Origin of the sequence: Hydrogenophaga sp. BPS33, from assembly GCF_009859475.1 — a bacterium.
Classification (GTDB): domain Bacteria; phylum Pseudomonadota; class Gammaproteobacteria; order Burkholderiales; family Burkholderiaceae_C; genus Hydrogenophaga.
In genome coordinates this window covers 711,732-735,319 of the sequence record NZ_CP044549.1, presented here as the reverse complement: position 1 = coordinate 735,319, position 23,588 = coordinate 711,732, and the positions used below count along the sequence as shown (strand labels likewise).

Sequence of the window (23,588 nt, the reverse complement as noted above, 5' to 3'; positions counted from 1 at the left end):
TTCACTGACTCCGATCAGACGATTTTGACCAGATAGCTGATCTTGTTGATCATGCCGCGCACAGCCGGCGTGTCCTGCAACTCGCTGACGCTGTTGAGCTTGCGCAGGCCCAGGCCACGAACGGTGTCGCGGTGAGATTGTTTGGTGCCAATGGGGCTACGCACCAATTGGACCTTGACGGTGTTTTGAGTGGTCATGATCGCTCCCATCAACCCAGGATTTCTTCGACGGACTTGCCACGTTTGGCAGCCACATCGGCAGGGGTCGTCGAGTTCTTCAGTGCGTCCAGTGTGGCGCGCACCAGGTTGTAGGGATTGCTCGAACCATGGCTCTTCGCCACAACATCAGTAATGCCCAACACTTCGAACACTGCACGCATCGGGCCGCCGGCAATGATGCCGGTACCCTTGGAGGCCGGCAGCATCATGACGTTGGAAGCGCCGTGTTCACCATGCACGCTGTGGTGCAGGGAACCGTTCTTGAGCGACACCTTGATCATGTTGCGACGAGCTTGTTCCATGGCTTTCTGGACGGCCACCGGCACTTCACGCGCCTTGCCCTTGCCCATGCCCACGCGGCCATCGCCATCGCCGACAACGGTCAGTGCTGCGAAACCGAGGATGCGACCACCTTTGACCACCTTGGTCACGCGGTTGATCGCGATCATTTTTTCGCGCAGACCGTCTTCGTTCGCTTCTTTGTTGATGTTTGCCGTAAATTTAGCCATTTTGTGTATTCCGTTTGATCAGAACTGCAGGCCGGCTTCACGAGCCGCATCTGCTAGGGCTTTCACCCGGCCATGGTAGGCAAAACCGGAACGGTCAAACGCCACCTTTTCGATGCCGGCAGCCTTCGCCTTTTCGGCGATGCGCTTGCCCACCAGCGCTGCGGCAGCGGCGTTGCCACCCTTGCCAGCGCCACCGATCTGGGCACGCACTTCGGCTTCGGCGGTAGAGGCAGCAGCCAGCACACGGCTGCCATCGTCGGAAATGACGCTGGCGTAGATGTGCAGGTTGGTGCGGTTCACGCTCAGGCGCACGGCGCCTTGCTGTGCAATGCGGATGCGCGTTTGGCGGGCGCGGCGGAGACGTTGCTCTTTTTTGGTCAACATGATCCTGGTCCTTATTTCTTCTTGGTTTCCTTGATCACGACCTTCTCATCCACATAGCGGATGCCCTTGCCCTTGTAAGGCTCGGGAGGGCGAACGGCTCGCACCTCGGAAGCAATCTGGCCCACGCGCTGGCGATCGGAACCCTTGATCAGGATTTCGGTCGGCGTCGGGGTTTCCACCTTGATGCCTGCAGGCATGTCCATCACCACGGGATGGGAGTAGCCAACGGTCAGATTGAGCTTGGTACCTTGGGCTTGGGCCTTGTAACCCACACCCAACAGCGTCAGCTTCTTCTCGAAGCCCTTGCTCACACCGTTGACCATATTGCTCACCAATTGGCGCATGGTGCCGGACATGGCATTGGCTTCACGCGATTCGTCCACCGGAGCGAAGGTCAGCGTGCCAGACTTGTTCTCGACCTTGACCAACGCGTTGAGCGTCAAGGCCAAAGCACCCAGGGAGCCTTTGACATGAATCTGGCTGTCCTTGACCGACACATCCACCCCAGCGGGGACAGTGACCGGCAGTTTTCCAATACGTGACATTAATTTCTCCTCAATGCCCGCATCAGGCGACGTAACACAGGACTTCGCCACCGACACCCGTAGCGCGCGCCTTGCGGTCGGTCATCACGCCTTGCGGCGTGGTGACAATGGCCACGCCCAGGCCGTTCTGGACCTGAGGAATGGCGTTGCGACCACGGTAAACGCGCAGGCCGGGACGGCTCACGCGCTCGATGCGCTCGATCACAGGGCGACCAGCGTAGTACTTGAGAGCGATTTCAAGCTCGTTTTTGCCATCGGTGCTCTTGACCTGGAATCCGTCGATATAGCCCTCGTCCTTCAGGACTTGGGCAATCGCGGCCTTGACCTTGGACGCCGGCATCGTCACGCTGGCCTTCTCGACCATTTGCGCATTGCGGATGCGGGTCAACATGTCGGCAATAGGATCACTCATGCTCATTTGTGGTTCTCCTAATGCTTACCAGCTGGCTTTGGTGACACCGGGGATTTCACCGGCAAACGCCATTTCACGAACCTTGGCACGGGCCAGGCCGAAGTGGGCAAAGGTGCCACGCGGACGGCCGGTAATTTCGCAGCGGTTGCGCTGACGGGTCGGATTCGCGTTGCGGGGCAGTTTCTGCAGCGCCAAGCGGGCTGCATCGCGCTCTTCGTCACTCTTCTTGGCGTCGCTGGACGTTGCCTTGAGTTCGGTGTATTTCTTGGCGAACTTGGCAGCGAGTTTCTCGCGCTTGAGTTCACGTTGGAGTAGTGCTTGTTTAGCCACGCGCCACCTCAGTTCTTGAACGGGAAACGGAAACCGGCCAGAAGAGCCTTGCACTCTTCATCGTTCTTGGCGGTCGTCGTGATGCTGATATTGAGACCGCGCAAGGCATCGACCTTGTCGTACTCGATCTCAGGGAAGATGATCTGCTCTTTGACGCCGACGTTGTAGTTGCCACGGCCATCAAACGAGCGACCAGAAATACCGCGGAAGTCACGAACCCGCGGCAAAGCCACGGTAACGAAACGATCCAGGAATTCGTACATGCGCGCGCCACGCAGCGTCACCATGCAGCCAATGGCTTGCTGCTCGCGGATCTTGAAGCCCGCAATAGCCTTGCGCGCCTTGGTCACCACCGGCTTCTGGCCAGCAATCTTGGTCAGGTCGCCCACGGCGTTATCCATGACCTTCTTGTCGGCAACCGCTTCGCTCACACCCATGTTGAGCGTGATCTTGGTGATGCGCGGCACCTCCATCGTCGACTTGTAGCCGAACTTCTTCATGAGATCCGGGGCAATGGTGTCGCGGAAAACTTCTTGAAAACGTGCCATGGTCATGCCACCTTGATTTCTTCGCCGCTGGACTTGAAGACGCGCACTTTTTTGCCGTCGGCCAGGAGCTTGATGCCCACACGATCCGCCTTGCCAGTGGCGCCATTGAAAATGGCGATGTTGGACTGGTGGATGGGCATGGTCTTTTCGATGATGCCCCCGGTGATGCCCTTCATGGGGTTCGGCTTGGCATGCTTCTTCACGAGGTTCACGCCTTCGACAAGCAAACGGCTGTCGTCGCTGCGCTGCAGCACCTTGCCACGCTTGCCCTTGTCGCGACCGGCAATCACGATGACTTCATCGCCACTACGAATCTTGTTCATGATGATTCCTCAGAGAACCTCGGGCGCCAGCGACACGATCTTCATGAACTTCTCGGTGCGCAGTTCGCGCGTGACCGGTCCGAAGATGCGGGTGCCGATGGGCTCCAGCTTGGCGTTAAGCAACACGGCTGCGTTGCCATCGAATTTGATGAGAGCGCCGTCCTGACGACGGATGCCCTTGGCGGTGCGAACCACCACAGCGTTGTAAACCTCGCCTTTTTTGACGCGGCCACGGGGCGCTGCTTCCTTGATGCTGACTTTGATGACGTCGCCCACACTGGCGTAACGACGCTTGGAGCCGCCGAGCACCTTGATGCACATCACGGACTTCGCACCCGTGTTGTCAGCAACATCGAGTCGAGATTGCGTTTGAATCATTTGATTTAAGTCCCAACTTGAATCCCACCAGCCACCACGGCTGGGAGTGATCAGTCTTGGGCCCGTCGTTGAAGATGCGCCAGGCATTGCACCCGGCCCATCCGCTTCGGTGGGCAGATAGCTCTCCGCCTTTTCAAGCGAAGCCGCGAATTATGGCATGAGTCCTGGAACCAGTCAACTGACCGCTGCCGCTACCGGCAAATATCGGGCGCACAGCCTCTGGAATGGCGCCAGTTCGGGGTCCGCACCCAGCTCCTCCACGAGGATGGAGGCCACCTGAGGTGCCATGCGGGCGGCTTCGGCGGCGTCCAGAAACAGCAAGCGCCAGCGCCTTGCCAATACATCTTCGACGGTCTGGGCGTACTCGAATCGGGCGGCGTATCGCACCATCGCTTCGGTCAAGCCGCCCCCCAGAACCACGTCGCGCCCTGGGCAGGCCAGCACCTGCGGCCCCTCCGCGCCATACAAATGAATCCCGGGCGCCGCATACAGCGGCGTGACCGGACTGCTCGTGGCTTCGGCGCCGAGCAACACATGGCGAGCGCTCTGGCCGCCGGCGCGGGGTGGCAGCAGTCGATGTGCAAAACAGCGCTCCAGCACGTCTTCGGCCATGGCACGGTAGGTGGTCCATTTGCCGCCGGTAACGGTGACCAGGCCATTGCCGTCGACCACGACGGTGTGTTCGCGCGACAACACCTTGGTGCCGCCCTCGGCCGCTTCGGGCGCGGCCACCAGCGGGCGCAGGCCCACCCAGAGACTGCGAATGTCTTCGCTGCGCACCGGGCGGCTGAGCACCTGGCTGGCTTCGCCAAGAATGAATTCCAACTCTTCAGCGAAGGCATCGGGCTCGCGCGGCAGGTCGCCGCGCGGGGTGTCGGTGGTGCCGAGCACGAGCTTGCCCAGCCAGGGCACGGCAAACAGCACCCTGCCGTCCCGGGTTTTGGGCACCAAAAGAGCGTGCCCGCCGGACAGGAAGTCGCGATCCACCACCACATGCACGCCCTGGCTGGGGCTCACCATGCACGAGGCAGCCCCCGGGTTGGCCGCCGGCTGGGTGCGGTCGCGCAAGGCGTCCACCCAGACGCCGGTGGCGTTGACCACGCAACGGGCCTGCAGCTGGAACGGCGCGCCGCCGCGCCGGTCGGTCACGTCCATCGTGGAGAGCGCGGTGTCGCCACCAGAGCGTTGCTGCACGGCCGTGACTTCTGCGTAGTTCAACACACGGGCACCGGCCGCTTCTGCGCTGCGGGCGAGCGCGAGTGCCAAGCGGGCATCGTCGAACTGGCCGTCCCAATACTTGACACCACCGCGCAAGCCGCTGGGCCGGACGCCGGGCAGCGCCTGCAGCGTCTGTTCACGGCCGAGAAACTCGGTGCGCCCCAGGCCCGCACGGCCGGCCAGCAGGTCGTACAGCTTGAGGCCAAGGCCGTAGAACGGGGTCTGCCACCAGCGGTAGGACGGCATGACGAAGGGCAGGGGCTGCGCCAGGTGCGGGGCGATGCGCAGCACGGTGGCGCGCTCGGCCAGGGCTTCGCGCACCAGCGCCAGATTGCCCTGCGCGAGATAGCGCACGCCGCCGTGCAGCAGTTTGGTGGAACGCGACGAGGTGCCACTGGCGAAGTCGTGCGACTCCAGCAGCGCCACAGAGAAGCCGCGCAGCGCTGCATCGAGCGCCACGCCAAGGCCGGTGGCGCCACCTCCGATCACAGCAAGGTCGTACACGCCGTGCTGGAGCAACGATTCGATCAGCTCATCTCGTTTCATAGGGGAAGGCTTGGCCGCGTCAGGTCGATGGACTTTGCCATTCTTCCATGCGAAGGTCGAATGGCCGCCCGTTTTTCGATTAAGTTGTCTGCTCGCGCCCGTGTTCAACCATCGCAACTCCGAAACTGCCATGACCTATCTACTCGCCCTGGACCAGGGCACGTCCAGCTCGCGCAGCATCGTGTTCGACCGCCAGGGCCGTGTGGTCAGCATGGCGCAGCGCGAAATCCGCCAGATCTATCCGCAGCCCGGCTGGGTGGAACACGATCCGCGCGAGATCTGGCAGTCGCAACTGGAGACGGCACGCGAGGCGCTGAAACGGGCAAAGCTGCGGGCCGACCAGATCCATGCCGTGGGCATCACCAACCAGCGCGAGACCACCGTGGTGTGGAACCGCAAGACGGGCGAGCCGGTACACAACGCGATCGTCTGGCAAGACCGCCGCACCGAGGCGATCTGCGCCGAGCTGCGCGAGCAAGGCAGCGGCCATACCCTGTTGCAGAAGACCGGCTTGCGCATCGACGCCTATTTCTCCGGTACCAAACTGCGCTGGATCCTGGACAACGTCCCGGGCGCTCGCGCGCAGGCCGAGCGCGGCGAGCTGGCTTTTGGCACGGTCGACAGCTGGCTGATCTGGCAACTCACGGGCGGCGAGCGGCACGTGACCGACATGAGCAATGCCTCGCGCACCCTCTTGTTCAACGTGCGCACGCGCGCCTGGGACAGCGAACTGCTCGACCTCCTGCACATTCCCTCGAGCCTGCTGCCCGAGGCGCTGCCATCGAGCACGCATTTCGGCCGCATGAAAACCGAGTGGTTGGGCGCGCCGTTGGAGATCGCAGGCGTGGCCGGCGACCAGCAGAGCGCCCTCTTTGGCCAGGCCTGCTTCACCGCGGGCATGGCCAAGAACACCTACGGCACGGGTTGCTTTCTGCTGATGCACACCGGCGAACGCTTCCAGACCAGCCAGAACGGTCTGATCACCACCGCCACCGCGCAACCGGCAGGCGCCGCACAGTACGCGCTGGAAGGCAGTGTGTTCATCGGCGGCGCGGTGGTGCAGTGGTTGCGCGACGGTCTGCACGCGATTCCGTCGAGCAGCGAGGTACAGGCCCTGGCCGAGAGCGTGCCCGATGCCGGTGGTGTGATGCTGGTCCCGGCCTTCACCGGTCTGGGCGCGCCCTACTGGCAGCCGGATGCACGCGGCAGCATCACCGGCCTCACGCGCGGCAGCACCATCGCGCACATTGCGCGTGCGGCGCTGGAGAGCATTGCATTTCAAAGCGCGGCCCTGCTCGACGCCATGGCCCGTGATGCCGTGGCCGCGGGCGGTGTGCCCGTGAGCGAATTGCGGGTGGACGGCGGCGCCTGCTCGAACGACCTGCTGATGCAGATCCAGGCCGACCTGCTCGGCATTCCGGTGGTCCGGCCCGCAGTCATCGAAACCACCGCGCTCGGTGCGGCCTATCTGGCCGGCCTGCACAGCGGTGTGTACAGCGGGCTGGACGAGCTGTCGCGGCAATGGCGCGCCGAGCGCACCTTCCACCCCACGCTGTCGCGCGAGCACGCGGCCGAAAAGATGGCGCACTGGGAACGCGCGGTGCGGCAAACGGTGGCGTCCTGAGCCGACACGCGACAATGGCGCGATGAACACCGCTTCCTCCCATCCCACCATCACATTCATCGGCGGCGGCAACATGGCCAGCGCCATCATCGGCGGCCTCATGCGCCAGGGCCATCCGGCCAGTGCGCTGCAGGTCGTTGAGCCCTGGGACGAGCAGCGCGCGAAGCTGGTGCAGCAGTTTCCGGGCGTGGCGCTGCTGCCCGCCGCCAGCGCGTCGCTCCAGCCTGCGGAACTCGTGGTCTGGGCGGTCAAGCCCCAGACGTTCAAGGAAGCCGCGCTGGCCAGCCAGCCCCATCTGGGCCGCGCGCTGCATCTGAGTGTGGCCGCGGGCATCACCAGCGAGAGCATGGCCACCTGGCTGCAGACCCAGCGCATCGTGCGCGCCATGCCGAACACGCCGGCACTGGTCGGTCTGGGCATGACGGGTCTGTTCGCCCGCACGGGCGCCAGCGAAGCTGATCGCGCGCTGGTCGAGGCCGTGGTCAGGACCACGGGCGAACTCGTGTGGGTGGAGGCCGAAACGCAACTCGACGCCGTGACCGCGCTCTCAGGCTCGGGCCCCGCCTACGTGTTCTATTTTCTGGAAGCCATGCGCGACGCGGGCGCCCGCATGGGCCTGCCGCCAGAGGTGGCTTACCAGTTGGCGGTCGGCACTTTTGTGGGGGCGGCCACGCTAGCGCAACGCTCAGAGGACCCGCCTCAGACGCTGCGCGAGCGCGTGACGTCCAAAGGCGGCACGACCTATGCGGCGCTCACGTCGATGGAGGCCGCAGGCGTGAAGACGAAGTTCGAGGATGCGCTGTTCGCGGCGAAAAATCGAGCGAAGGAACTCGGCCAGGAGTTTGGAGGCTGAGGAGCGCGCCGGCCACCGCAGCGTGCGATAGCACTGCGGGTTTCGTTCGCGCCTTGCGCGGCACTCTCACACGCGTTCATGCGATTTCGTTCGCCTGCCGCGCGCTGGCCAGCAGCGACGAGCGCATCAGGAACTGCTTCTGCCGCACCGGGTCGGCTTCGATCGCCCGCAGTTCGTCCAGGCGCTGTGCGCGCGCTGCGGGATCGCGTTCCTCCAGCCGCTTCTTGTTCGAGATCGTCTGCTCCTGGATGAAGTCGACGTTGAGCTTGCGACGGCGGCGATCGTAGCGATCGAGCTCCTGTTCTCCGGCACCGCTTCGGGCCGCCTCCAGCGTGGTCGCGAGCTCCATCGCGTCGTGCACGCCGCAGTTCAGGCCGAGGCCACCGATGGGGTTGTTCAGGTGCGAGGCATCTCCCGCCAGGTAGATCCGGCCCACACGAAAGCGCGCGGCGACGCGCTGGTGCACGTTGTAGATGTTGCGGTGCACGACGTCGTCGAGCGAGCAGCTCTCGTCGATGCCCCTGAGGCGCGCGCTGACCGCCGCGTCGCTCAAGGCCTGCTCATCGCTCTCCTGCTCCTGCGTCGGAAACACGGCGCGCCATCGACCGGCCATGTCGTCCCCCGCCACCTTGAACAGGTTGGCCCACTCCTGAGAGCCCGCCAGGTAGTTGCGGTAGCAACAACCGAGCGATTTCTCGAAGTCGTGCAGCGTGGTGAGCACGGTGAAGCGCTCGGGCCAGGTGTAGCCTTCAAACGGAATCTGCAGTGCCTTGCGGATCGCGCTTCGCCCGCCGTCGGAGGCCACGAGGTAGTCCGCGCTGAGCCGTTCGACACCGTGGGAGGACTCCACCGTGACCGTCACGGCATTCGCGTCCTGCTCGACTGCGGTGACGCTCGTACCGCAGCGGAACCTGGCGTCGGGAAAAGTCGCGAACCGGTCCAATCCGATGCGCACCAGCTTGTGCTGCTCGGTCTGCACGACGAAGGGGAAGGCGGTTTCGTCCTTGAGCAGATCGTGGTCGAATTGCGCCACGCGGCTGCGGGTGTCGCGGTCCCAGAACTGGAAGTAGCGCGCCACCAGGCCGCGGTCGATGAAGGTGTCGATGATGCCGACCTGGTGCAGGTACTCCAGCGTCGACGGATGGGTGGTGGCCGCGCGCGGGTTGTCGTCGATGCGGCCAGCCGCCTCCAGCAAGGTGACGCGAAAGCCGCGTTGCGCGCAGGCGATGGCGGCGACCACGCCCACCGGGCCGGCGCCCGCGACGATCACATGTTGGGGTTTTCTCATCAGTGGCCTCCACCGGAAAAGTCGTGCGGTACCTGGTTGCGCGCGACGCGCACGGTTTTCATCGCCGCCGGTGTGTTGCGGCTGCGGCCGACGAAACGGGGAATGCCGTTGGTCACCACCGCCGCCACGGCCGCGATGTCGCCATTCTTCAAAGCGTCTAGCGCGTTGTGCTTGGAGCCGCCCACGCAGGCATCGAGGATGACCACGTCGGCATCCTTGCCTGCCTGCAAGAAACCGTTGTTCAGGCCATAGACCCGCGCGTTGTTGCCGGTGGCCGCAGCAATCGCGGATTCAACCGGCATGTGACCCAGACTCGCCAAGTGTGTGATGGTGTACATCATGCCCAGCGGCATGATGCCGCTGCCGGTGGGTGTGTCGGTGGCGATGAGAAAGCGGTCGAACTGGTCCGCCTGCATCGTCATCTCCCCCAGCAGCAGCGTGGTGCGCAGGTTGCCTGCGGTGCACACCTGCAGGGCGATCTGGCTTTCGTGCACCATGCGCGGGAACCCCTCGTCGGGCATGGCCACGGGCCCGCCATTGACGTGAAAGGACACGTGCGGGTTCATTGCGATGAGGTGCTCGGCCCAGATGCCAGACGATCCGGGGATGGACGACCCGCCAGTGTGCACCGTGGTGATCATGCCGTGCTTGCGCGCCCAGGCGATCATGGGCACGTAGTCGTACGGCGTCATCACGCCGCCGAAGCCGGCCTTGGCCAGCCACACGCCCTGAGAGGCCACGTCGGCGAAATCGGCCTCGGTCAGGCCCGGCTCCAGGATGATTGAGCCCGCGTGCACCTTCATGCCGCCGGGGCGGAAATCGTCGAAGCATTTCTTGGCCGCCACCGCCAGAGCCTTCACACCCGCCGGGTCCTTGGGCCGGCCCGGCACGTGCACCTCGGACGCGCTGATGCAGGTGGTGGTCCCCCCGTGCACATAGCTTTCGAGAAAGCCAACTGTCTTCTGGCGCGGCGTGTAGTCACCGAAGGTGTTGTGGATCTGCGAGTCGATCAGACCCGGAATGGCGGTGGCGCCATCGGCGTCGATCACGACGTCGCAGGCGTTCACCGCATCGCTGGACGCCGTGCCCACCGACGCGATCCGGCCATCCTCCATGAGGATGGTGTCGCCGGCGCAGAACGGATCGCGCCAATCGCCGGAGACGATGGTCCCGAGATTCACGATGGCAGTTTTCATGGCGAGCTTCCTTTCATGGAATTCAAACGAGACCGTCAAGGCCCTTGACGTCGGCGTGGGCGATGCCCCCCACGCGGGCGTTGAGGCGCCCGCGGCTGGCGAGGCAGAAGATCATGGCGATCTCGTCGGGACCGGGCACGTCGTGCAGCGTGAGCGTCATGCCGTTGTAGTGCGATCGCACATACACCGCGTTGCGGTGGTTCATGGGTACGTCGATCGGCGTGCCCGGCGACACCACCTTGGTCATCGACGAGATCCAGGCCTTGCCGCCACCGATGGCGCGTCGAATCGGATCGGCGAAGTCGCTGGTCAACAAGGCGTTGGCATGCTCCTGCTCGCCGTGAATACCCACCAGGCCGGCCTTGCCATAGCTCTCCACGCCGTGTTCCCCCATGGCCTGCACCGCCATGGCACCCATGCGCTCTCCGATGCCGACGCTGGCGCGGATATAGGGCGTGAGGTCCTCGACATAGCGGCCCGCGAAAGGGTTGTCCACCACCACCACGATGGCGGCGCGCACCAGCGGCGGCTCGGCGGCCTCGCCCCGATGGTCGATAAGTTGGTGGTCGATCACCGTCATGGTGCGCTTGATCTTCAGTTGCATGGAAACGTCCTGGTGGTCTGGTGAAAAGTTGTTGCATTATTTTTGTTAAATCGTAGAATTGTCAAACAATTTATCGATCGAGGTACACATGCAAGGCCCAGCCATCCTGTTCTCCGAGATGACGCCCCCCGCCCTTGAGGAGGCATCTTTCAACCATTGGTACGACGAGGAACACATCCCGCTGCGCATGGCCGTGCCAGGTTTCCGTTCCGCCCAGCGCTACCGGTCGTTGCAGGACGCAAGCTACCTGGCGGTCTACGAGATGGACTCGCTGGAGACGCTGAACACGCCGGCCTACCAGCAAGTCAAGGGCCAGCCCAGCGCGCTGTCGCGCCATATGCTCGGCTCTGTCTCTGGCTTCACGCGCTATCTGTGCGACACGATCTGGCAGGCCACCGCGCCGCACGCCAACGCCCAATCGCTGGACGCGGCCGTGCTCTATCCGGTGTTTTTCAAGGTGCCTGAGGCCCACGAGGACGACTTCAACGCCTGGTACGAACAGGACCACGTGCCCCTGCTCTTCGAAAACACGGACTGGCTGATGTGCCGGCGCTTTCGCATCCGCGATGGAGAGCCTGGCGCGTGGACGCACTTGGCCCTTCACTACCTCGCCCACGAAAGCGCACTGGACTCCCCCGAACGGGAGCGGGCACGCGCCACGCCCTGGCGCACCCGCCTGTCCAAAGAAGCCTGGTTCAAGGCGCACTACCTCCTGTTCAAGCGTCAGGGCGCGCGGCAAACCGCCACCCCTTGCGCGGCAACGCCCGTATGAAACGTCAAGGAGACCCATCCATGGACCTGAAGATCCAAAGCCAGAGCGTGCAGGAACAGGCAGTAGAGAAGATGCGCACCGCCATCATGCGTGGCGTGTTCCAACCCGGCGAGAAACTGGTGGAGGCCACCTTGTGCGACATGCTCGGCATCAGCCGCGGCTCGCTGCGTGAAGCGCTCCGGCAGCTTGCTGCCGAAAAGCTGGTCACCATCATTCCCAACCGGGGCCCGTTCATTGCCGATGTCAGCCTCGACGAGGCACTGGAGATCTACCACGTGCGCGCCATGCTCGAAGGCGAAGCGTGTTACCTCTACGCGACCCGCGCCGACGAGGCCGGTATCGAGCAGATGCGTCAGGCGCTCAAGGATTTCGAGCGCGCAGTGAAGAAGAGCAGCGCGCTCGAACGCCTGGAGTCCACGGCCCGTTTCTACCAGGTGATCTTGAACGGCTGTGGCAACCGGATCATCGCCGAGCTGCTGCAAGGCCTGATCGCGCGCATCAACTTCCTGCGGGCGCGCTCCATGTCGACGCCCGGACGTGCTCGCCACAGCCTGGCCGAGCTCACCAACATGTTCACGGCCATCGAGGCGCGCGATGCGCGCTCCGCGCGCGCGGCCGCCGTCCATCACGTCCAACAAGCCAGCGATGCCGCACGCTGCTCGTTTGAGGAGACATCGCCAGCGGCCCAAGCCCAATGATCCACGCCAGTCCAGAAAGGAAACTTCCATGCCCAGCCTTCGTGCCATCGGCACCTTCCTCGTTCTCGCCCTCCTCGGTTCGATCGCGTCCGCGCAGCAGAACTGGCCCAGCAAACCCATCCGCATCCTGGTGCCGTTCGCGGCCGGCGGCAACACGGACAGCATTGCCCGCGTGACGGCCGAATCGCTGGCACGCAAGCTCAACACCTCGGTGATCGTGGAGAACCGGCCCGGTGCCAACGGCGCGCTGGCTGCAGAAGCCGTGATGCGCGCCCCGGCTGACGGCTATACGCTGTTCATGGCCACGGCACCGCAGATGGCCATCCTGCCGCAGCTCACCAAGACCAAGTACGACCCGCTCAAGGACTTCGAACCGATTTCCATCGTTGCGAGCAATGTGTTCGCGCTGGCAGTCGGGCCAAGCTCATCGGCCCATTCGCTGTCGGAGTTCGTGGCGACGGCCAAGGCGCAGCCGGGCAAAGTGTCGTACGCATCGGCCGGCAACGGCAGCGTGAGCCATCTGTCCATGGCGATGTTCGCGCAGCGCGCACAGCTGGACATGGTGCACATCACCTACAAAGGCGGCGCACCCGCACTGGCCGACGTGATGGCTGGCCACATGCCCGCCTATTTCGCCAACGTACCCGAAGTGCTGCCGCACATGGGTGGCAACCGCGTGCGCGTGCTCGCGGTCTCCAGCAGCAAACGCCTGCCGCAGTTGCCCACTGTGCCCACGGTATCGGAGGCAGGCTATGCGGGCTTTCAGTCCGCGACCTGGAACGGCCTGAGCGCGCCCGCGCAAACACCCAAGACCATCGTCCACCGCATCGCAAGCGAACTCGCCGCCCTGGCCAAGGAACCGAACTTCGTCGCGAAGATGGAAAACCTGGGCGTGCAGGTGGTGTGCAACACCCCCGCCGAATTCGCCGCGCAGCTGCGCGAAGACATCGGGATCTGGGGCGAAGCCATCAAGACCTCGGGCGCCAAGCTCGAGTAGGGCCTGCGGCCCTCGCGGGCTTAGCGCAGCAGCCCCAGCACCTCGCCCACAAACACAGTGAAGCCTAACCAGTGGTTGAGCCGGAAGGCCTTGAAACAGCCTTCGCGGCTGCGATCCCTGATGAGCAGGAAGTGCCAGACGACTTGCGCCAGCGCCATCACCAGCATGGCGGCCCACACCCAGGGATTGACCCGGCTCCAGAGCGCTGCGGTCCAGATGGCGAGGAACACGACGTAGAACGCGGTGACAGCCATGACGTCGGCCCGGCCCAAGGTGATCGCCGAGGTCTTCATGCCGATCTTCAAGTCGTCGTCGCGGTCCACCATGGCGTACTCCGTGTCGTAGGCCAGCACCCAGAACAGGTTGCCCAGCAGCAGCACCCAGGCCAGCAGCGGCACGTGCGCCTGCGCCGCCGAGAACGCCATGGGAATGCCGAAGCTGAACGCCACGCCGAGCACTGCCTGCGGCATCGACACATAGCGTTTCGCGTAGGGATAGATCAGGGTGATCGCCAGCGCCGCGAAAGACAGGAGCACCGTCAGCAGGTTGGTGGTGAGCACGAGGCCGAACGCGGTCAGCGCCAGCACCGCGCCCACCACGAGCGCCTCGCGAACCGACACGGCACCGGAGGTCACGGGGCGGTTCACGGTGCGCTTGACGTGTTTGTCGAACTCGCGATCGGCCACGTCGTTCACACAGCAGCCCGCACTGCGCATGAGAACCGTGCCGAGCACGAACACGAGCACCAGATGCCACCCCGGAAACCCGCCCACGGCCACCCACAGCGCGGCGAGCGTTGGCCACAGCAGCAGCAGCCAGCCAGCGGGCCGGCTCCAGCGGATCAGGTCCAGGTAAAGAGAGAGGCGCCCGGCGATCACGCGTCTTCGAGCAGCGAGCGCAGCATCCAGGCCGTTTGCTCGTGCACTGTCAGGCGCTGGGTCAGCAGATCGGCCGTAGGTTCGTCACCCGCCTTCTCGACCACGGGGAACAGCTGGCGCGCGGTGCGCGCCACGGCCTCGTGGCCCTGCACGAGGATACGCACCATCTCCAGCGCCTTCGGGGGTGCGGCTGGCGCGTCCGGCACCGAGCTGAGCTTGCCGAACTGCGCATAGCTCCCCGGCGCCGCATGGCCGAGCGAGCGGATGCGCTCGGCCACCGGGTCGACTGCGTTCCACAGCTCGGTGTACTGCGTCATGAACATGGTGTGCAGCGAGGTGAACATCGGACCCGTCACGTTCCAGTGGAAGTTGTGCGTGGTCAGGTACAGCGTGTACGTGTCGGCCAGCAGTTGCGACAGCCCTTTGGCGATGGCGGCGCGGTCTTTTTCTGCAATGCCGATGTTGATCGAGGGGGCTGCGGCTTTTGCGCTGGGTTTGGCCATGAGAACTCCTTGTGGATGGAACGGAAAGAAGCAAGGTTACGACAAGCGTTTGACACCCGGCAGCTCGCACGCATAGATCGCGTTGCGCAGCTCGGCAATGGCCTCGTAGCGCGTGAAACTGCGGCGCCAGGCCAGCACCACGCGCCGCGTGGGCGCTTCGCCCACAAAGGGCAGGTAACGCACGTAGGACGAGTCGCCGAAGTCCTGACCCGGTGCGCTGGCGCCTTCCAGCGCCGAAGAGGGCACCGACAGGCGCGGCACCAGCGTCACGCCCATGCCGGCGGCCACCATGTGCTTGATGGTCTCCAGCGAGGAGCCTTCGAAGCTCTTGCGGATGCCCTCGGCGTCGTTGGAAAAGCGCGCGAACTCCGGGCAGACCTCGAGCACGTGGTCGCGAAAGCAGTGGCCGGTGCCCAGCAGCAGCATGGTTTCGCGCTTGAGTTCCTCGTTGGTGATGCTGTCCTGCTTCGCGAGCGGGTGGGTGTGCGGCACAGCGGCGAAGAAGGGTTCGTCGTAGAGCGGCGCGATCGCGAGGTTGGTGTCGGGAAAGGGCTCGGCCAGGATGGCGCAGTCGATCTCGCCCAGGCGCAGTTGTTCGAGCAGGCGGGTGGTGAAGTTCTCCTGCAGCATCAGCGGCATCTGCGGCGTGCGGTCGATGACGTTGCGCACCAGGTCGGGCAATAGATAGGGGCCGATGGTGTAGATCACGCCCAGGCGCAGCGGGCCGGCCAGCGGGTCCTTGCCGCGCTTGGCGATCTCCTTGATGGCCGCGGCCTGCTCGAGCACAGTCTGCGCCTGGCGCACGATGTCTTCGCCCAGCGGTGTCACCGCGATCTCGTTGGCGTTGCGCTCGAAGATCTTGAGTTCCAGCTCTTCTTCCAGCTTCTTGATGGCGACCGACAGCGTGGGTTGCGAGACGAAGCAGGCTTCGGCGGCCTTGCCGAAGTGCTTCTCGCGCGCCACGGCGACGATGTATTTGAGTTCGGTCAGCGTCATGGCGGGCTATTTTGCGCCAGTGGCTGCAGGTGTGCCGAGCACCACAGACAAAGACTCAGGCTTTGAGGAACTCCGCCTTGCCACCCAACCAGCGCGTGATGTGCTTCTCAGCGGCTTGCGGATGGTCGCGCAGCATCACCGGCGCGGCCTCGCGCGCCCATTCGAGCAAATGCGTGTCGGTCGCCAGATCGGCGAAGCGCAGCAAGGGCGAGCCCGACTGGCGCGCCCCCAGGAACTCGCCCGGCCCGCGAATCTCCAGGTCGCGCCGCGCGATCTCGAAACCGTCGCTGGTGTCGGCCATGGCCCGCAGGCGCTCGCGGGCGGTCTCGCCCAGCCGGCCGCCATCGGGCGGCGTGTACATCAGCACACAGGCGGAAGCAGCGGCCCCACGGCCGACGCGCCCACGCAGCTGGTGCAGTTGGGACAGGCCGAAGCGCTCCGCGTGTTCGATCACCATCAACGACGCGTTGGGCACGTCGACACCCACTTCGATCACGGTGGTCGAGACCAGCACGCCCATCTGCCCCGCGGTGAAAAGTGCCATCACCGCCTTCTTCTCCGCCACCGGCATGCGCGAATGCAGCAGACCCACCAGGACGCCGGGCAACGCCGCACTCAGTTCGGCGTGCGTGGCGGTGGCGTTGGAAAGGTCGATCGCCTCGCTCTCTTCGATCAGCGGACAGACCCAGTAGACTTGCCGGCCCTGCGCGATCTGGCTGCGGATGCGCTCGATGACTTCCGCGCGGCGGCTGTCGGCCACCACCTTGGTGACGATGGGCGTTCGCCCGGGCGGCAGTTCGTCGATGGTGGAGACGTCGAGGTCGGCGTAGTAGCTCATGGCGAGTGTGCGCGGGATCGGGGTCGCCGTCATCATCAGCAGATGGGGCTCGCCCTCGGGCATGTCAGGCCCCATCTTGCTGCGCAGCGCCAGCCGCTGCGCCACACCAAAGCGGTGTTGCTCGTCGATGATGGCCAGCGCCAGGTTCTTGAATTGCACCTGGTCCTGGATCACCGCGTGTGTGCCCACCACCAGCGCGGCCTCGCCGCTGGCAACGAGCGCGAGCATTTCGCCGCGTTGCTTCTTCTTCTGACTGCCGGTGAGCCAGGCCACACGCTGGCGCCGCGGCGCGAGCAGCGGCTCGAGCCAGCCGATGAGCTTGGCGAAATGCTGCTCGGCCAATATTTCCGTGGGCGCCATCAGCGCGCACTGCCAGCCCGCGTCGATGGCAATGGCGGCGGCGAGCGCGGCCACCACGGTCTTGCCCGAGCCCACGTCGCCCTGCAGCAGGCGGTGCATGGGCACCTGGCGCATCAGGTCACGCGCGATTTCCTCGCCCACACGGCGCTGCGCGGCGGTGAGCGCAAATGGCAGCGCCCCCAGCAGTTGCTCGTGCAGCCCGCCGGGCGTCGCGCGCAGAACCGGCGCGCGCAAGGCCGCCCGCTCCTGCTTGGCCGTGAACTGGGAGAGCTGCTGCGCCAGCAGCTCCTCGGCCTTGAGGCGCTGCCAGGCGGGGTGGCTGCGGTCTTCCAGCGCGTCGAGCGACACGTCCGGACCCGGGTGGTGCAAATAGCGCAGGGCATCGCGCAGGGTCCACGCGCCGCGCACCACGGCTTGCAAACCGCCGAGCAGGGCCGGCGGCAGCGTCTCGCTCAGGTCGGCGCGGCTCAAGCCACCGGCCACGGCCTTGCGCAAATAAGCCTGCGGCAGCTGCGCGCTCGTCGGATACACGGGCGTGAGGGCGTCGGGCAACGCACCACCCGCCGCGTGGAATGCCGGGTGCACCATGGTCCAGCCCATGAAGCCACCGCGCAATTCGCCGCGCACGCGCACCTGCGCGCCCACGGCGAGCGTTTTCTGGTGCGCGGGATAGAAGGTGAAGAAGCGCAGCGTGCAGGTGTCGGTGCCGTCGTCGATGGTGACCAGCAACTGGCGGCGCGGCCGGTGGCCGATCTCGCTGGCCGTGACCGTGCCCTCGATCTGCGCCAACTGCCCATCGCGCGCGCCGCGCAACGTGACGATGCGGGTTTCGTCTTCATAGCGCAGCGGCAGGTGCAAGGCCAGATCGATATCGCGCACCAGCCCGAGTTTGTGCAGGGCCTTCTGCGGCGCAGAGAGGGGCTTGCGGGTCGGGCTGGCTTCGGGCATCGGGCGATTCTGCCCGGCCCCAGGCATCCAGGTTTCCCGCGACCTTCGGCATCGCCCCCAAAAACGGGTTTTAAGTGCCTAGAATGCGCCCGTTCATACACAAAAAACAATGAATGCAGGGGGCATATGGATACCAATGGCCGTATTTTTTGCCGTGCGCTGGCGGGCTTGTGCGCGTGGTTCTTGCTGGCGCTTCCTGCGTTTGCCGAGGCCTCAGACCCGTGCGAAGGCTTCGAGGCACGGGGCGTCTACTGCACCAACACGCCCACCGACATCGGCGAGTGGCGTTTCGCGGCCAGTCTGGGCACCTGGACCCAGCGGCTCCCACGCAACTTCCGATCGTCGGACGCCTTGATCGACGCATGGATCCAGGCCACGCACGAAGCGTTGACCTCGCGGACCCGAACTTGTTCGCCCGGCAGGCTGGTCGAACTCAGCCGTATCGCGCCAGAGCCCGGCCACTTCGAGCGCAACACCTTTCCCCAACGGTTGATGAATGGCAACTACGAGTACCACCTGACGTGCACCGACACGTCCATGGGATACCCGATCCAGCGCAACGAGCTCTCGGTGATTCAGCTGTATGCGGAGCGGACCGTAGGATGCGCCCCTCCCATGACGCAGCGCGAGATGATCGGAACCCATGCAGGCGCAGCCGTCTGCATTGGCGAACAAAAGCCGGCCGTGACGCTCAAGGATCTGGGCCCGCTGGACAAGAACTCGCGCGCCTCGCCTCGGCTCATCGAAGCCACCGTGACCAATGCCGCCTACAACCACGCACCGATGGGCGATGCGGCGCTGGCCTTCGCCGTTCTGGCGCCTCCAGGCCCCGGCGGGCCGCCTGGCCGCGTCCTCAGCACCACATACCCCGGCCAGCTCGTTCCGGCATCGCGTTCCTGGGCCGTGACCGACCGCCAGGGCAAGACACGCGCCACCTTCCATTGGCCCCAGGCCAGCGTCCAGCCCCCGGTCCAGCGTGTGGGCGCGCATTGCGATCCATCCGGGCAGTGCATGGCCACGTTGGACCTGCGCTGGAACTCGGACGTGGTCATCGGCTTTTTCAATGGGGTTGCGAACACACGGAATGCGGCGCAGGGCAGCATGGATCGGCTGCGGGAAGAATTCGGCACGCAATACAAGCAAGGCCAACTCAAGTACGACTGGTTCTACAACCAGACCGCCTGCGGTGAGGCGTGGCACGGGAAGGTCTCGTGCCTGGAAGACGTGGCCGAGGTGTTCGAGCAACGCAGCCTGGAACTGGCCGGCGTATTCGCCAACCGATGGGAGGTGTTCTGGGACTTGCTCACGGCCCGCCAAGCGCAGGAGGCGTCACTCACCGGCCGACTGGTGGCCCTGCTCGGCAACGGTGCCAATGCCTTGCTGCAATGGCTGGATGCCACGGCCAACGCCCTGATCAACCAACTGGCCCGCGACACGCTCAAGCTGCTGACGCTGTTCACCGACTCGCCCACCTACGAGAACCGCAATGCACACCTGGAGCGCCTGTTGCAGCACACCCGAGAGGGCAGCCGACTGCTGCTGGTCGCCCATTCGCAAGGCAATCTGTTTGCCAACAGCGCGCACGATGCCCTCAAATCCATCCAGCCCGACGCCCTCGCCCAGGTCGTGCACGTGGCGCCCGCCTCTCCCACCTTGCGCGGGGAGCACGTCCTGGCCAACATCGACCTGGTCATCAACGGCCTGCGGCTGAGCGGGCTCAACAGCGTGCCCGCTGCCAACATCACACTGCCGCTCAGCCTCAGGGATGTCACCGGCCACGGCTTCGAGCCCACCTACATGGACAAAGCCCGCGCCGCCTACGGCCGCGTGCACCACATGATCTCGACCAGCCTGGAGGCCCTCGCGCCATGAAAATGCTCACCATGATCTCGCACAATGTCTTCCGCACCCTGGTATCGCTGCTGCTCCTGGGCCTGAGCGCCTGCGGTGGCGGTAGTAGTGGGGGAGGAGGAGGCGGCGGCGGGGGCAACAAAACCCCGGCATCCGATACCTCGGCATCCCTCGCCCAGCAGATCCAGGCGCTGGAGCGCAGTGGACAACTGCCCTTGCTCGACCGTTCCAGCGATACCGCAGGTCCCGATGTCAACCAGAATGGCATTCGAGACGACATCGACGCCTGGATCGCGGCCCTGCCGATCTCGGACACGCAGAAGAAGGCCGCGCAACAAGCCGCCCGTGTTCGGCAGGCGGAGCTTCTGGTCGACCTGGGTGACACGGCGGAGCTGGACCGGCTGGGCGACTTGTCCATGGCCAGCATCGTGTGCCTTGGCGACGTGTTCATGCCAGACCGTCAACGTGGTCGTGACCTCAGCAGCAACATCGTCGCCATCACCTTCAACACCAAAGACCGCGCCAGGCGCTACGTCGCCTACAACCGCGCGGTCTCGGGCAGCGCAGGGCAACTTCCGGAAGGCAACACCTGCGAGCCGTGAACAGGCACGGCGGACACAGCCTTCGGCGGCTCTGCAAAAATAGCAGCCCTTGTTTTGGAACGGGCCTGTCCGGCCCTCAAGCAGCATGCCCGCTTCGCCTTCGCCATCTTCCGCCGCCCGTGCGTTCACCGTCGCCGACTTCGACTTCCACCTCCCACCCGAACTGATCGCCCAACATCCCGCTCCCGAACGCAGTGCCTCGCGTTTGCTCGACGGCACGGGCGGCACGCCGGTGGACCGCGTGTTTCGTGAGCTTCCCGCCCAGCTGAACGCAGGCGACCTGCTGGTGTTCAACGACACCCAGGTGGTCAAAGCCCGGCTCTTCGGCCAGAAGGCCAGCGGCGGCCAGCTGGAAATGTTGATCGAGCGCGTGCTGCTGCCGCATGAAGCCCTGGACGGCTCGGCCGATGAAGTGGTGGCCCACCTGCGCGTGAGCAAGAAGCCCCAGCCCGGCGGCCGGCTGCACATGGCCGGTGGCTTGGCGCACGGCGGGTTCGACGCGGTCTACCTCGGCCGTTGGCCCGACGAGCACGGCCAACTGTTCCGCTTCCGCCTGCACGGACCCGAGGGCGACACACCCTACGACCTGATGGCGCACCATGGCCACGTGCCGCTGCCGCCTTACATCGACCACGGCGACGACGCTGATGACGAGCGCCGCTACCAGACCGTGTTCGCACGCGTGCCCGGTGCGGTGGCCGCGCCCACGGCGGCGCTGCACTTCGACGAAGCTGTGCTGGACGCGCTGGACGCGCGCGGCGTGCAACGCGCCAGCGTCACACTGCACGTGGGGGCCGGCACCTTCGCGCCCATGAAGGCCGGGCGCATCGAAGACCACGTGATGCACCACGAGCGCTACGCCATCCCGCCGCAGACGCTCCAGGCCATCGCCGACTGCCGCGCGCGTGGCGGCCGCGTCGTGGCTGTGGGCACCACCACCGTGCGCACGCTGGAGAGCTGGGCGCACTCCGGCGAAACCCAGGGCGACACCAACATCTTCATCACGCCGGGTTTTGGTTTTCGGGTGGTCGACCTCATGGTCACCAACTTCCACCTGCCGCAATCCACGCTGATGATGCTGGTGAGCGCCTTCGCCGGGTACGACCACATCCGCGCGCTCTACGACCACGCGATCGCGCAGCGCTACCGCTTCTTCAGCTATGGCGACGCCATGCTGCTGCGCCGCACCTGACAAAGGCTTGGCCGCATGCAAGCGCTGAAAACCCTGGTATTGGGCGGCTACGGCAACTTCGGCGCGCGCATTGCCCGCGCGCTGGCGCAAGACGCAGCGGTGCAAATCGTGGTGGGCGGTCGCGACGCCGAACGTGCCCAGCGCTTCGCTCGCGAACTGGGCGGCAGCGCGCAAGCTTTGCAGATCGATGCAGAGCACGCATCGTTCGCTTCGACCCTGCGTGCACAAGGCATCGGGCTGGTGATCCACACCGCCGGACCGTTCCAGGCCCAGGGCTACGCGGTAGCGCACGCCTGCGCGCAAGCCGGTTGCCACTACATCGACCTGGCCGACGGCCGCCGTTTCGTTTGCGATTTCCCGGCAGCGCTGCAGGGCACGTTCGCCGACGCCAGGCGCACCGCCGTGAGCGGGGCCAGCACGGTGCCGGCGCTGTCCTCGGCCGTGGTGGAACACCTGAGTGCGGGTTGGCAAGCCGTGCACACCATCGAAATCTGCATCGCGCCCGCGCAAACCGCACCGCGCGGCGTGGCCACGCTGGAAGGTGTTCTCAGCTATTGCGGTGCGCCCATCGCGGTGTGGCAAGACGCGCGGTGGCAGACCGGCCACGGCTGGGAGGAGCTGCAGCACATCGCATTCGCCCACATGCCAGCTCGGCTGGGCGCGTTGTGCGATGTGCCGGACCTGGAGCTCTTTCCCACGCACTACAAGGTTCAACAACGCGTCATGTTCCGCGCCGCGCTCGAAGTTCCCTTGTCCCAGAAAGCCTTCGCGTGGATCGCAAGCGCCCGGCGGCGCGGCTGGCTGCAGCGCCCGCAACGCCTGGCACCCTGGCTCCACCGGTTCGCCCCCGTGTTCGACCGCTGGGGCAGCGCGCTGGGCGGCATGGTGGTGCACGTATCGGGCCTTGATGGCCAGGGGCAAGCCATTGAAAGGTCGTGGCACGTGAGCGCCGACCACGACCATGGCCCCGAGATCCCCGCCATGCCGGCAATCCTGCTCGCCCGGCATCTCGCTCACCGCAAGGGCCCGCCACCGGGTGCCCATACCGCCATGGGCCTGCTCCCGCTGGACGCTTTCGACGGTGAGTTCCAGCGTTGGAACATGCCCACCTGCGAGACCTGAAGCCATGACCCCACAAGACCGTGAATGGCTGCGCTGGAGTCTGGTGTTCGTGTGGGTGAGCACGGCGCTCGTGAGCGTGTGGGAATGGCGCGGCCAGAGCATGGCGTTGTTGTCCCCTCTGGACGTGCGGTTCGAGCAACTCAAGCCCTGGTTGATCGGGAGCGGCGCGGCCGTCGACCTGCTGCTGGGTGTGTGGATGGCCTGGCGACCCGGCCGCCGGGTTCATGCTGTGGCGCTGTCTGCCATGATCCTGATGACGGCCGTGGCCACCCTGATCCAGCCCGATCTGTGGTTGCATCCGCTGGGTCCGTTGACCAAAAACCTGCCGATCGCCGCCATCCTGGTGGTCTTGCTGCGCAACCCAGGCCCCACGCGATGAACACCTATCTCTTGCTGAAGTGGGTCCATGTGGTGTCCAGTGTGGTGCTGGTGGGCACCGGCCTGGGCACCGCGTTCTTCATGTTCTTCACCAACCGCAGCGGCAACCTGCAGGCACAGGCCGTCGTCAACCGGCTCGTGGTGCGGGCAGACGCGTGGTTCACCGCGCCTGCGGTGCTGATCCAGCCGGCCACCGGCATCGCCTTGGCCCATCTGGCGGGCTGGCCTTTGAGCACGCCGTGGATCGCGGTCTCGCTCGCGCTGTTTGTTTTCACCGGCTTGCTGTGGTTGCCGGTGGTGTGGCTGCAGTGGCGCATGGCCGCCATGGCCCGCACCGCCGTGGCCGATGGCACGCCCCTGCCTGCCGCCTACTCGCAGCATGCGCGCTGGTGGGAGCGCCTGGGCTACCCCGCGTTCGCCGCCATGCTGGTGGTGTTCGCGCTGATGGTGTTCACACCCAGCTTCACTCTCTAAGCA

At 65.3% G+C, this 23,588-nt stretch carries 28 protein-coding genes; 11 read left to right on the top strand and 17 right to left on the bottom strand.

Features of this window, described 5'->3' with window-relative positions; genetic code table 11:
- Positions 1-14: 14 nt before the first annotated feature.
- From rpmD to F9K07_RS03495, 10 genes are all read right to left on the bottom strand, one after another.
- Positions 15-197: a 50S ribosomal protein L30 gene (gene rpmD / locus F9K07_RS03540; protein ID WP_159589446.1), complete on the bottom strand. Its 183-nt coding sequence runs from the start codon at positions 195-197 to the stop codon at positions 15-17.
- A gap of 11 nt (positions 198-208) precedes the next feature.
- On the bottom strand, positions 209-727 hold the full coding sequence (gene rpsE, locus F9K07_RS03535) for a 30S ribosomal protein S5 (protein WP_159589444.1): 519 nt from the start codon (positions 725-727) through the stop codon (positions 209-211).
- Positions 728-745: 18 nt separating this feature from the next.
- Positions 746-1,111, bottom strand: a complete 366-nt coding sequence (gene rplR, locus F9K07_RS03530) for a 50S ribosomal protein L18 (RefSeq protein WP_159589442.1) — start codon at positions 1,109-1,111, stop codon at positions 746-748.
- An 11-nt stretch (positions 1,112-1,122) separates the two neighbouring features.
- Positions 1,123-1,656, bottom strand: coding sequence for a 50S ribosomal protein L6 (rplF, locus tag F9K07_RS03525; protein ID WP_159589440.1), 534 nt, complete (start codon positions 1,654-1,656; stop codon positions 1,123-1,125).
- Between the two features lie 22 nt (positions 1,657-1,678).
- A complete protein-coding gene (gene rpsH / locus F9K07_RS03520; RefSeq protein ID WP_159589438.1) occupies positions 1,679-2,074 on the bottom strand; it encodes a 30S ribosomal protein S8 in 396 nt (131 codons plus the stop codon).
- 18 nt (positions 2,075-2,092) lie between these two features.
- Positions 2,093-2,398 carry a 30S ribosomal protein S14 gene (gene rpsN, locus F9K07_RS03515; protein WP_159589436.1) on the bottom strand — a complete coding sequence of 102 codons (306 nt, stop codon included), beginning with the start codon at positions 2,396-2,398 and terminating at the stop codon, positions 2,093-2,095.
- Positions 2,399-2,406: 8 nt separating this feature from the next.
- Complete coding sequence (rplE, locus tag F9K07_RS03510; protein WP_159596798.1) at positions 2,407-2,946, bottom strand: 50S ribosomal protein L5; 540 nt, start codon at positions 2,944-2,946, stop codon at positions 2,407-2,409.
- A gap of 2 nt (positions 2,947-2,948) precedes the next feature.
- Positions 2,949-3,269, bottom strand: a complete 321-nt coding sequence (gene rplX / locus F9K07_RS03505; protein WP_159589434.1) for a 50S ribosomal protein L24 — start codon at positions 3,267-3,269, stop codon at positions 2,949-2,951.
- A 9-nt stretch (positions 3,270-3,278) separates the two neighbouring features.
- Positions 3,279-3,647: a 50S ribosomal protein L14 gene (gene rplN, locus F9K07_RS03500; protein ID WP_009514936.1), complete on the bottom strand. Its 369-nt coding sequence runs from the start codon at positions 3,645-3,647 to the stop codon at positions 3,279-3,281.
- 174 nt (positions 3,648-3,821) lie between these two features.
- A complete protein-coding gene (locus F9K07_RS03495) occupies positions 3,822-5,411 on the bottom strand; it encodes a glycerol-3-phosphate dehydrogenase/oxidase (RefSeq protein ID WP_159589432.1) in 1,590 nt (529 codons plus the stop codon).
- 130 nt (positions 5,412-5,541) lie between these two features.
- On the opposite strand from F9K07_RS03495, the gene glpK reads away from it, so the two are divergent.
- Together glpK and proC are read left to right on the top strand one after the other, a co-directional pair.
- Positions 5,542-7,035 (top strand): glycerol kinase GlpK, encoded by a 1,494-nt coding sequence (gene glpK, locus F9K07_RS03490; RefSeq protein ID WP_159589430.1) that lies wholly within the window; start codon positions 5,542-5,544, stop codon positions 7,033-7,035.
- 22 nt (positions 7,036-7,057) lie between these two features.
- A complete protein-coding gene (proC, locus tag F9K07_RS03485; RefSeq protein ID WP_159589428.1) occupies positions 7,058-7,888 on the top strand; it encodes a pyrroline-5-carboxylate reductase in 831 nt (276 codons plus the stop codon).
- Positions 7,889-7,964: 76 nt separating this feature from the next.
- Here the strand turns inward: proC and F9K07_RS03480 are convergent, their stop codons facing one another.
- The 3 genes from F9K07_RS03480 to F9K07_RS03470 are packed head-to-tail and all read right to left on the bottom strand — an operon-like array spanning position 7,965 to position 10,976.
- Positions 7,965-9,176, bottom strand: a complete 1,212-nt coding sequence (locus tag F9K07_RS03480) for an FAD-dependent oxidoreductase (protein WP_159589426.1) — start codon at positions 9,174-9,176, stop codon at positions 7,965-7,967.
- On the bottom strand, positions 9,176-10,372 hold the full coding sequence (locus F9K07_RS03475; RefSeq protein WP_159589424.1) for an amidohydrolase family protein: 1,197 nt from the start codon (positions 10,370-10,372) through the stop codon (positions 9,176-9,178). Before F9K07_RS03475 ends, F9K07_RS03480 begins: the two co-directional genes overlap by 1 nt.
- A 22-nt stretch (positions 10,373-10,394) precedes the next feature.
- Complete coding sequence (locus tag F9K07_RS03470) at positions 10,395-10,976, bottom strand: amino acid synthesis family protein (RefSeq protein WP_159589422.1); 582 nt, start codon at positions 10,974-10,976, stop codon at positions 10,395-10,397.
- 88 nt (positions 10,977-11,064) lie between these two features.
- Here F9K07_RS03470 and F9K07_RS03465 point away from each other — a divergent pair, with 88 nt between their 5' ends.
- The 3 genes from F9K07_RS03465 to F9K07_RS03455 are packed head-to-tail and all read left to right on the top strand — an operon-like array spanning position 11,065 to position 13,443.
- Complete coding sequence (locus F9K07_RS03465) at positions 11,065-11,748, top strand: DUF4286 family protein (RefSeq protein ID WP_159589420.1); 684 nt, start codon at positions 11,065-11,067, stop codon at positions 11,746-11,748.
- 20 nt (positions 11,749-11,768) lie between these two features.
- Positions 11,769-12,446 (top strand): GntR family transcriptional regulator, encoded by a 678-nt coding sequence (locus tag F9K07_RS03460; protein ID WP_201451509.1) that lies wholly within the window; start codon positions 11,769-11,771, stop codon positions 12,444-12,446.
- A 28-nt stretch (positions 12,447-12,474) separates the two neighbouring features.
- The gene (locus tag F9K07_RS03455) at positions 12,475-13,443 is read left to right on the top strand and encodes a Bug family tripartite tricarboxylate transporter substrate binding protein (protein WP_159589416.1); all 969 of its coding nucleotides are present in this window, start codon (positions 12,475-12,477) and stop codon (positions 13,441-13,443) included.
- A 20-nt stretch (positions 13,444-13,463) separates the two neighbouring features.
- Here the strand turns inward: F9K07_RS03455 and ubiA are convergent, their stop codons facing one another.
- The 4 genes from ubiA to recG are packed head-to-tail and all read right to left on the bottom strand — an operon-like array spanning position 13,464 to position 17,966.
- The gene (gene ubiA, locus F9K07_RS03450; RefSeq protein WP_442907381.1) at positions 13,464-14,321 is read right to left on the bottom strand and encodes a 4-hydroxybenzoate octaprenyltransferase; all 858 of its coding nucleotides are present in this window, start codon (positions 14,319-14,321) and stop codon (positions 13,464-13,466) included.
- Positions 14,318-14,824, bottom strand: a complete 507-nt coding sequence (locus F9K07_RS03445) for a Dps family protein (RefSeq protein WP_159589414.1) — start codon at positions 14,822-14,824, stop codon at positions 14,318-14,320. The genes ubiA and F9K07_RS03445 overlap by 4 nt, the downstream gene beginning before the upstream one ends.
- Before the next feature lie 36 nt (positions 14,825-14,860).
- Complete coding sequence (locus F9K07_RS03440; RefSeq protein WP_159589412.1) at positions 14,861-15,820, bottom strand: hydrogen peroxide-inducible genes activator; 960 nt, start codon at positions 15,818-15,820, stop codon at positions 14,861-14,863.
- Positions 15,821-15,875: 55 nt separating this feature from the next.
- The gene (gene recG / locus F9K07_RS03435) at positions 15,876-17,966 is read right to left on the bottom strand and encodes an ATP-dependent DNA helicase RecG (protein ID WP_159589410.1); all 2,091 of its coding nucleotides are present in this window, start codon (positions 17,964-17,966) and stop codon (positions 15,876-15,878) included.
- 126 nt (positions 17,967-18,092) lie between these two features.
- On the opposite strand from recG, the gene F9K07_RS03430 reads away from it, so the two are divergent.
- The 6 genes from F9K07_RS03430 to F9K07_RS03405 all read left to right on the top strand — a co-directional run bounded on the left by F9K07_RS03430 (position 18,093) and on the right by F9K07_RS03405 (position 23,585).
- Positions 18,093-19,838 carry a hypothetical protein gene (locus F9K07_RS03430; RefSeq protein WP_159589408.1) on the top strand — a complete coding sequence of 582 codons (1,746 nt, stop codon included), beginning with the start codon at positions 18,093-18,095 and terminating at the stop codon, positions 19,836-19,838.
- Positions 19,835-20,419, top strand: coding sequence for a hypothetical protein (locus F9K07_RS03425; protein ID WP_159589406.1), 585 nt, complete (start codon positions 19,835-19,837; stop codon positions 20,417-20,419). Before F9K07_RS03430 ends, F9K07_RS03425 begins: the two co-directional genes overlap by 4 nt.
- Before the next feature lie 85 nt (positions 20,420-20,504).
- The gene (gene queA / locus F9K07_RS03420) at positions 20,505-21,611 is read left to right on the top strand and encodes a tRNA preQ1(34) S-adenosylmethionine ribosyltransferase-isomerase QueA (RefSeq protein WP_159589404.1); all 1,107 of its coding nucleotides are present in this window, start codon (positions 20,505-20,507) and stop codon (positions 21,609-21,611) included.
- 15 nt (positions 21,612-21,626) lie between these two features.
- Entirely contained in the window at positions 21,627-22,733 is a 1,107-nt protein-coding gene (locus F9K07_RS03415; protein ID WP_236581786.1) for a saccharopine dehydrogenase family protein, read from the top strand.
- A gap of 4 nt (positions 22,734-22,737) precedes the next feature.
- Positions 22,738-23,112, top strand: coding sequence for a DoxX-like family protein (locus F9K07_RS03410; protein ID WP_159589402.1), 375 nt, complete (start codon positions 22,738-22,740; stop codon positions 23,110-23,112).
- On the top strand, positions 23,109-23,585 hold the full coding sequence (locus tag F9K07_RS03405) for a DUF2269 family protein (protein ID WP_159589400.1): 477 nt from the start codon (positions 23,109-23,111) through the stop codon (positions 23,583-23,585). The genes F9K07_RS03410 and F9K07_RS03405 overlap by 4 nt, the downstream gene beginning before the upstream one ends.
- The last annotated feature ends 3 nt before the right edge of the window (positions 23,586-23,588 follow it).

Excerpts from the sequence above, each read along its gene's own strand:
- rpmD (WP_159589446.1), bottom strand. The coding sequence starts at position 197 with ATGACCACTCAAAACACCGTCAAGGTCCAATTGGTGCGTAGCCCCATT.
- rpsE (WP_159589444.1), bottom strand. The coding sequence starts at position 727 with ATGGCTAAATTTACGGCAAACATCAACAAAGAAGCGAACGAAGACGGT.
- rplR (WP_159589442.1), bottom strand. The coding sequence starts at position 1,111 with ATGTTGACCAAAAAAGAGCAACGTCTCCGCCGCGCCCGCCAAACGCGC.
- rplF (WP_159589440.1), bottom strand. The coding sequence starts at position 1,656 with ATGTCACGTATTGGAAAACTGCCGGTCACTGTCCCCGCTGGGGTGGAT.
- rpsH (WP_159589438.1), bottom strand. The coding sequence starts at position 2,074 with ATGAGCATGAGTGATCCTATTGCCGACATGTTGACCCGCATCCGCAAT.
- rplE (WP_159596798.1), bottom strand. The coding sequence starts at position 2,946 with ATGGCACGTTTTCAAGAAGTTTTCCGCGACACCATTGCCCCGGATCTC.
- rplX (WP_159589434.1), bottom strand. The coding sequence starts at position 3,269 with ATGAACAAGATTCGTAGTGGCGATGAAGTCATCGTGATTGCCGGTCGC.
- rplN (WP_009514936.1), bottom strand. The coding sequence starts at position 3,647 with ATGATTCAAACGCAATCTCGACTCGATGTTGCTGACAACACGGGTGCG.
- F9K07_RS03495 (WP_159589432.1), bottom strand. The coding sequence starts at position 5,411 with ATGAAACGAGATGAGCTGATCGAATCGTTGCTCCAGCACGGCGTGTAC.
- glpK (WP_159589430.1), top strand. The coding sequence starts at position 5,542 with ATGACCTATCTACTCGCCCTGGACCAGGGCACGTCCAGCTCGCGCAGC.
- proC (WP_159589428.1), top strand. The coding sequence starts at position 7,058 with ATGAACACCGCTTCCTCCCATCCCACCATCACATTCATCGGCGGCGGC.
- F9K07_RS03480 (WP_159589426.1), bottom strand. The coding sequence starts at position 9,176 with ATGAGAAAACCCCAACATGTGATCGTCGCGGGCGCCGGCCCGGTGGGC.
- F9K07_RS03475 (WP_159589424.1), bottom strand. The coding sequence starts at position 10,372 with ATGAAAACTGCCATCGTGAATCTCGGGACCATCGTCTCCGGCGATTGG.
- F9K07_RS03470 (WP_159589422.1), bottom strand. The coding sequence starts at position 10,976 with ATGCAACTGAAGATCAAGCGCACCATGACGGTGATCGACCACCAACTT.
- F9K07_RS03465 (WP_159589420.1), top strand. The coding sequence starts at position 11,065 with ATGCAAGGCCCAGCCATCCTGTTCTCCGAGATGACGCCCCCCGCCCTT.
- F9K07_RS03460 (WP_201451509.1), top strand. The coding sequence starts at position 11,769 with ATGGACCTGAAGATCCAAAGCCAGAGCGTGCAGGAACAGGCAGTAGAG.
- F9K07_RS03455 (WP_159589416.1), top strand. The coding sequence starts at position 12,475 with ATGCCCAGCCTTCGTGCCATCGGCACCTTCCTCGTTCTCGCCCTCCTC.
- F9K07_RS03445 (WP_159589414.1), bottom strand. The coding sequence starts at position 14,824 with ATGGCCAAACCCAGCGCAAAAGCCGCAGCCCCCTCGATCAACATCGGC.
- F9K07_RS03440 (WP_159589412.1), bottom strand. The coding sequence starts at position 15,820 with ATGACGCTGACCGAACTCAAATACATCGTCGCCGTGGCGCGCGAGAAG.
- recG (WP_159589410.1), bottom strand. The coding sequence starts at position 17,966 with ATGCCCGAAGCCAGCCCGACCCGCAAGCCCCTCTCTGCGCCGCAGAAG.
- F9K07_RS03430 (WP_159589408.1), top strand. The coding sequence starts at position 18,093 with ATGGATACCAATGGCCGTATTTTTTGCCGTGCGCTGGCGGGCTTGTGC.
- F9K07_RS03425 (WP_159589406.1), top strand. The coding sequence starts at position 19,835 with ATGAAAATGCTCACCATGATCTCGCACAATGTCTTCCGCACCCTGGTA.
- queA (WP_159589404.1), top strand. The coding sequence starts at position 20,505 with ATGCCCGCTTCGCCTTCGCCATCTTCCGCCGCCCGTGCGTTCACCGTC.
- F9K07_RS03415 (WP_236581786.1), top strand. The coding sequence starts at position 21,627 with ATGCAAGCGCTGAAAACCCTGGTATTGGGCGGCTACGGCAACTTCGGC.
- F9K07_RS03410 (WP_159589402.1), top strand. The coding sequence starts at position 22,738 with ATGACCCCACAAGACCGTGAATGGCTGCGCTGGAGTCTGGTGTTCGTG.
- F9K07_RS03405 (WP_159589400.1), top strand. The coding sequence starts at position 23,109 with ATGAACACCTATCTCTTGCTGAAGTGGGTCCATGTGGTGTCCAGTGTG.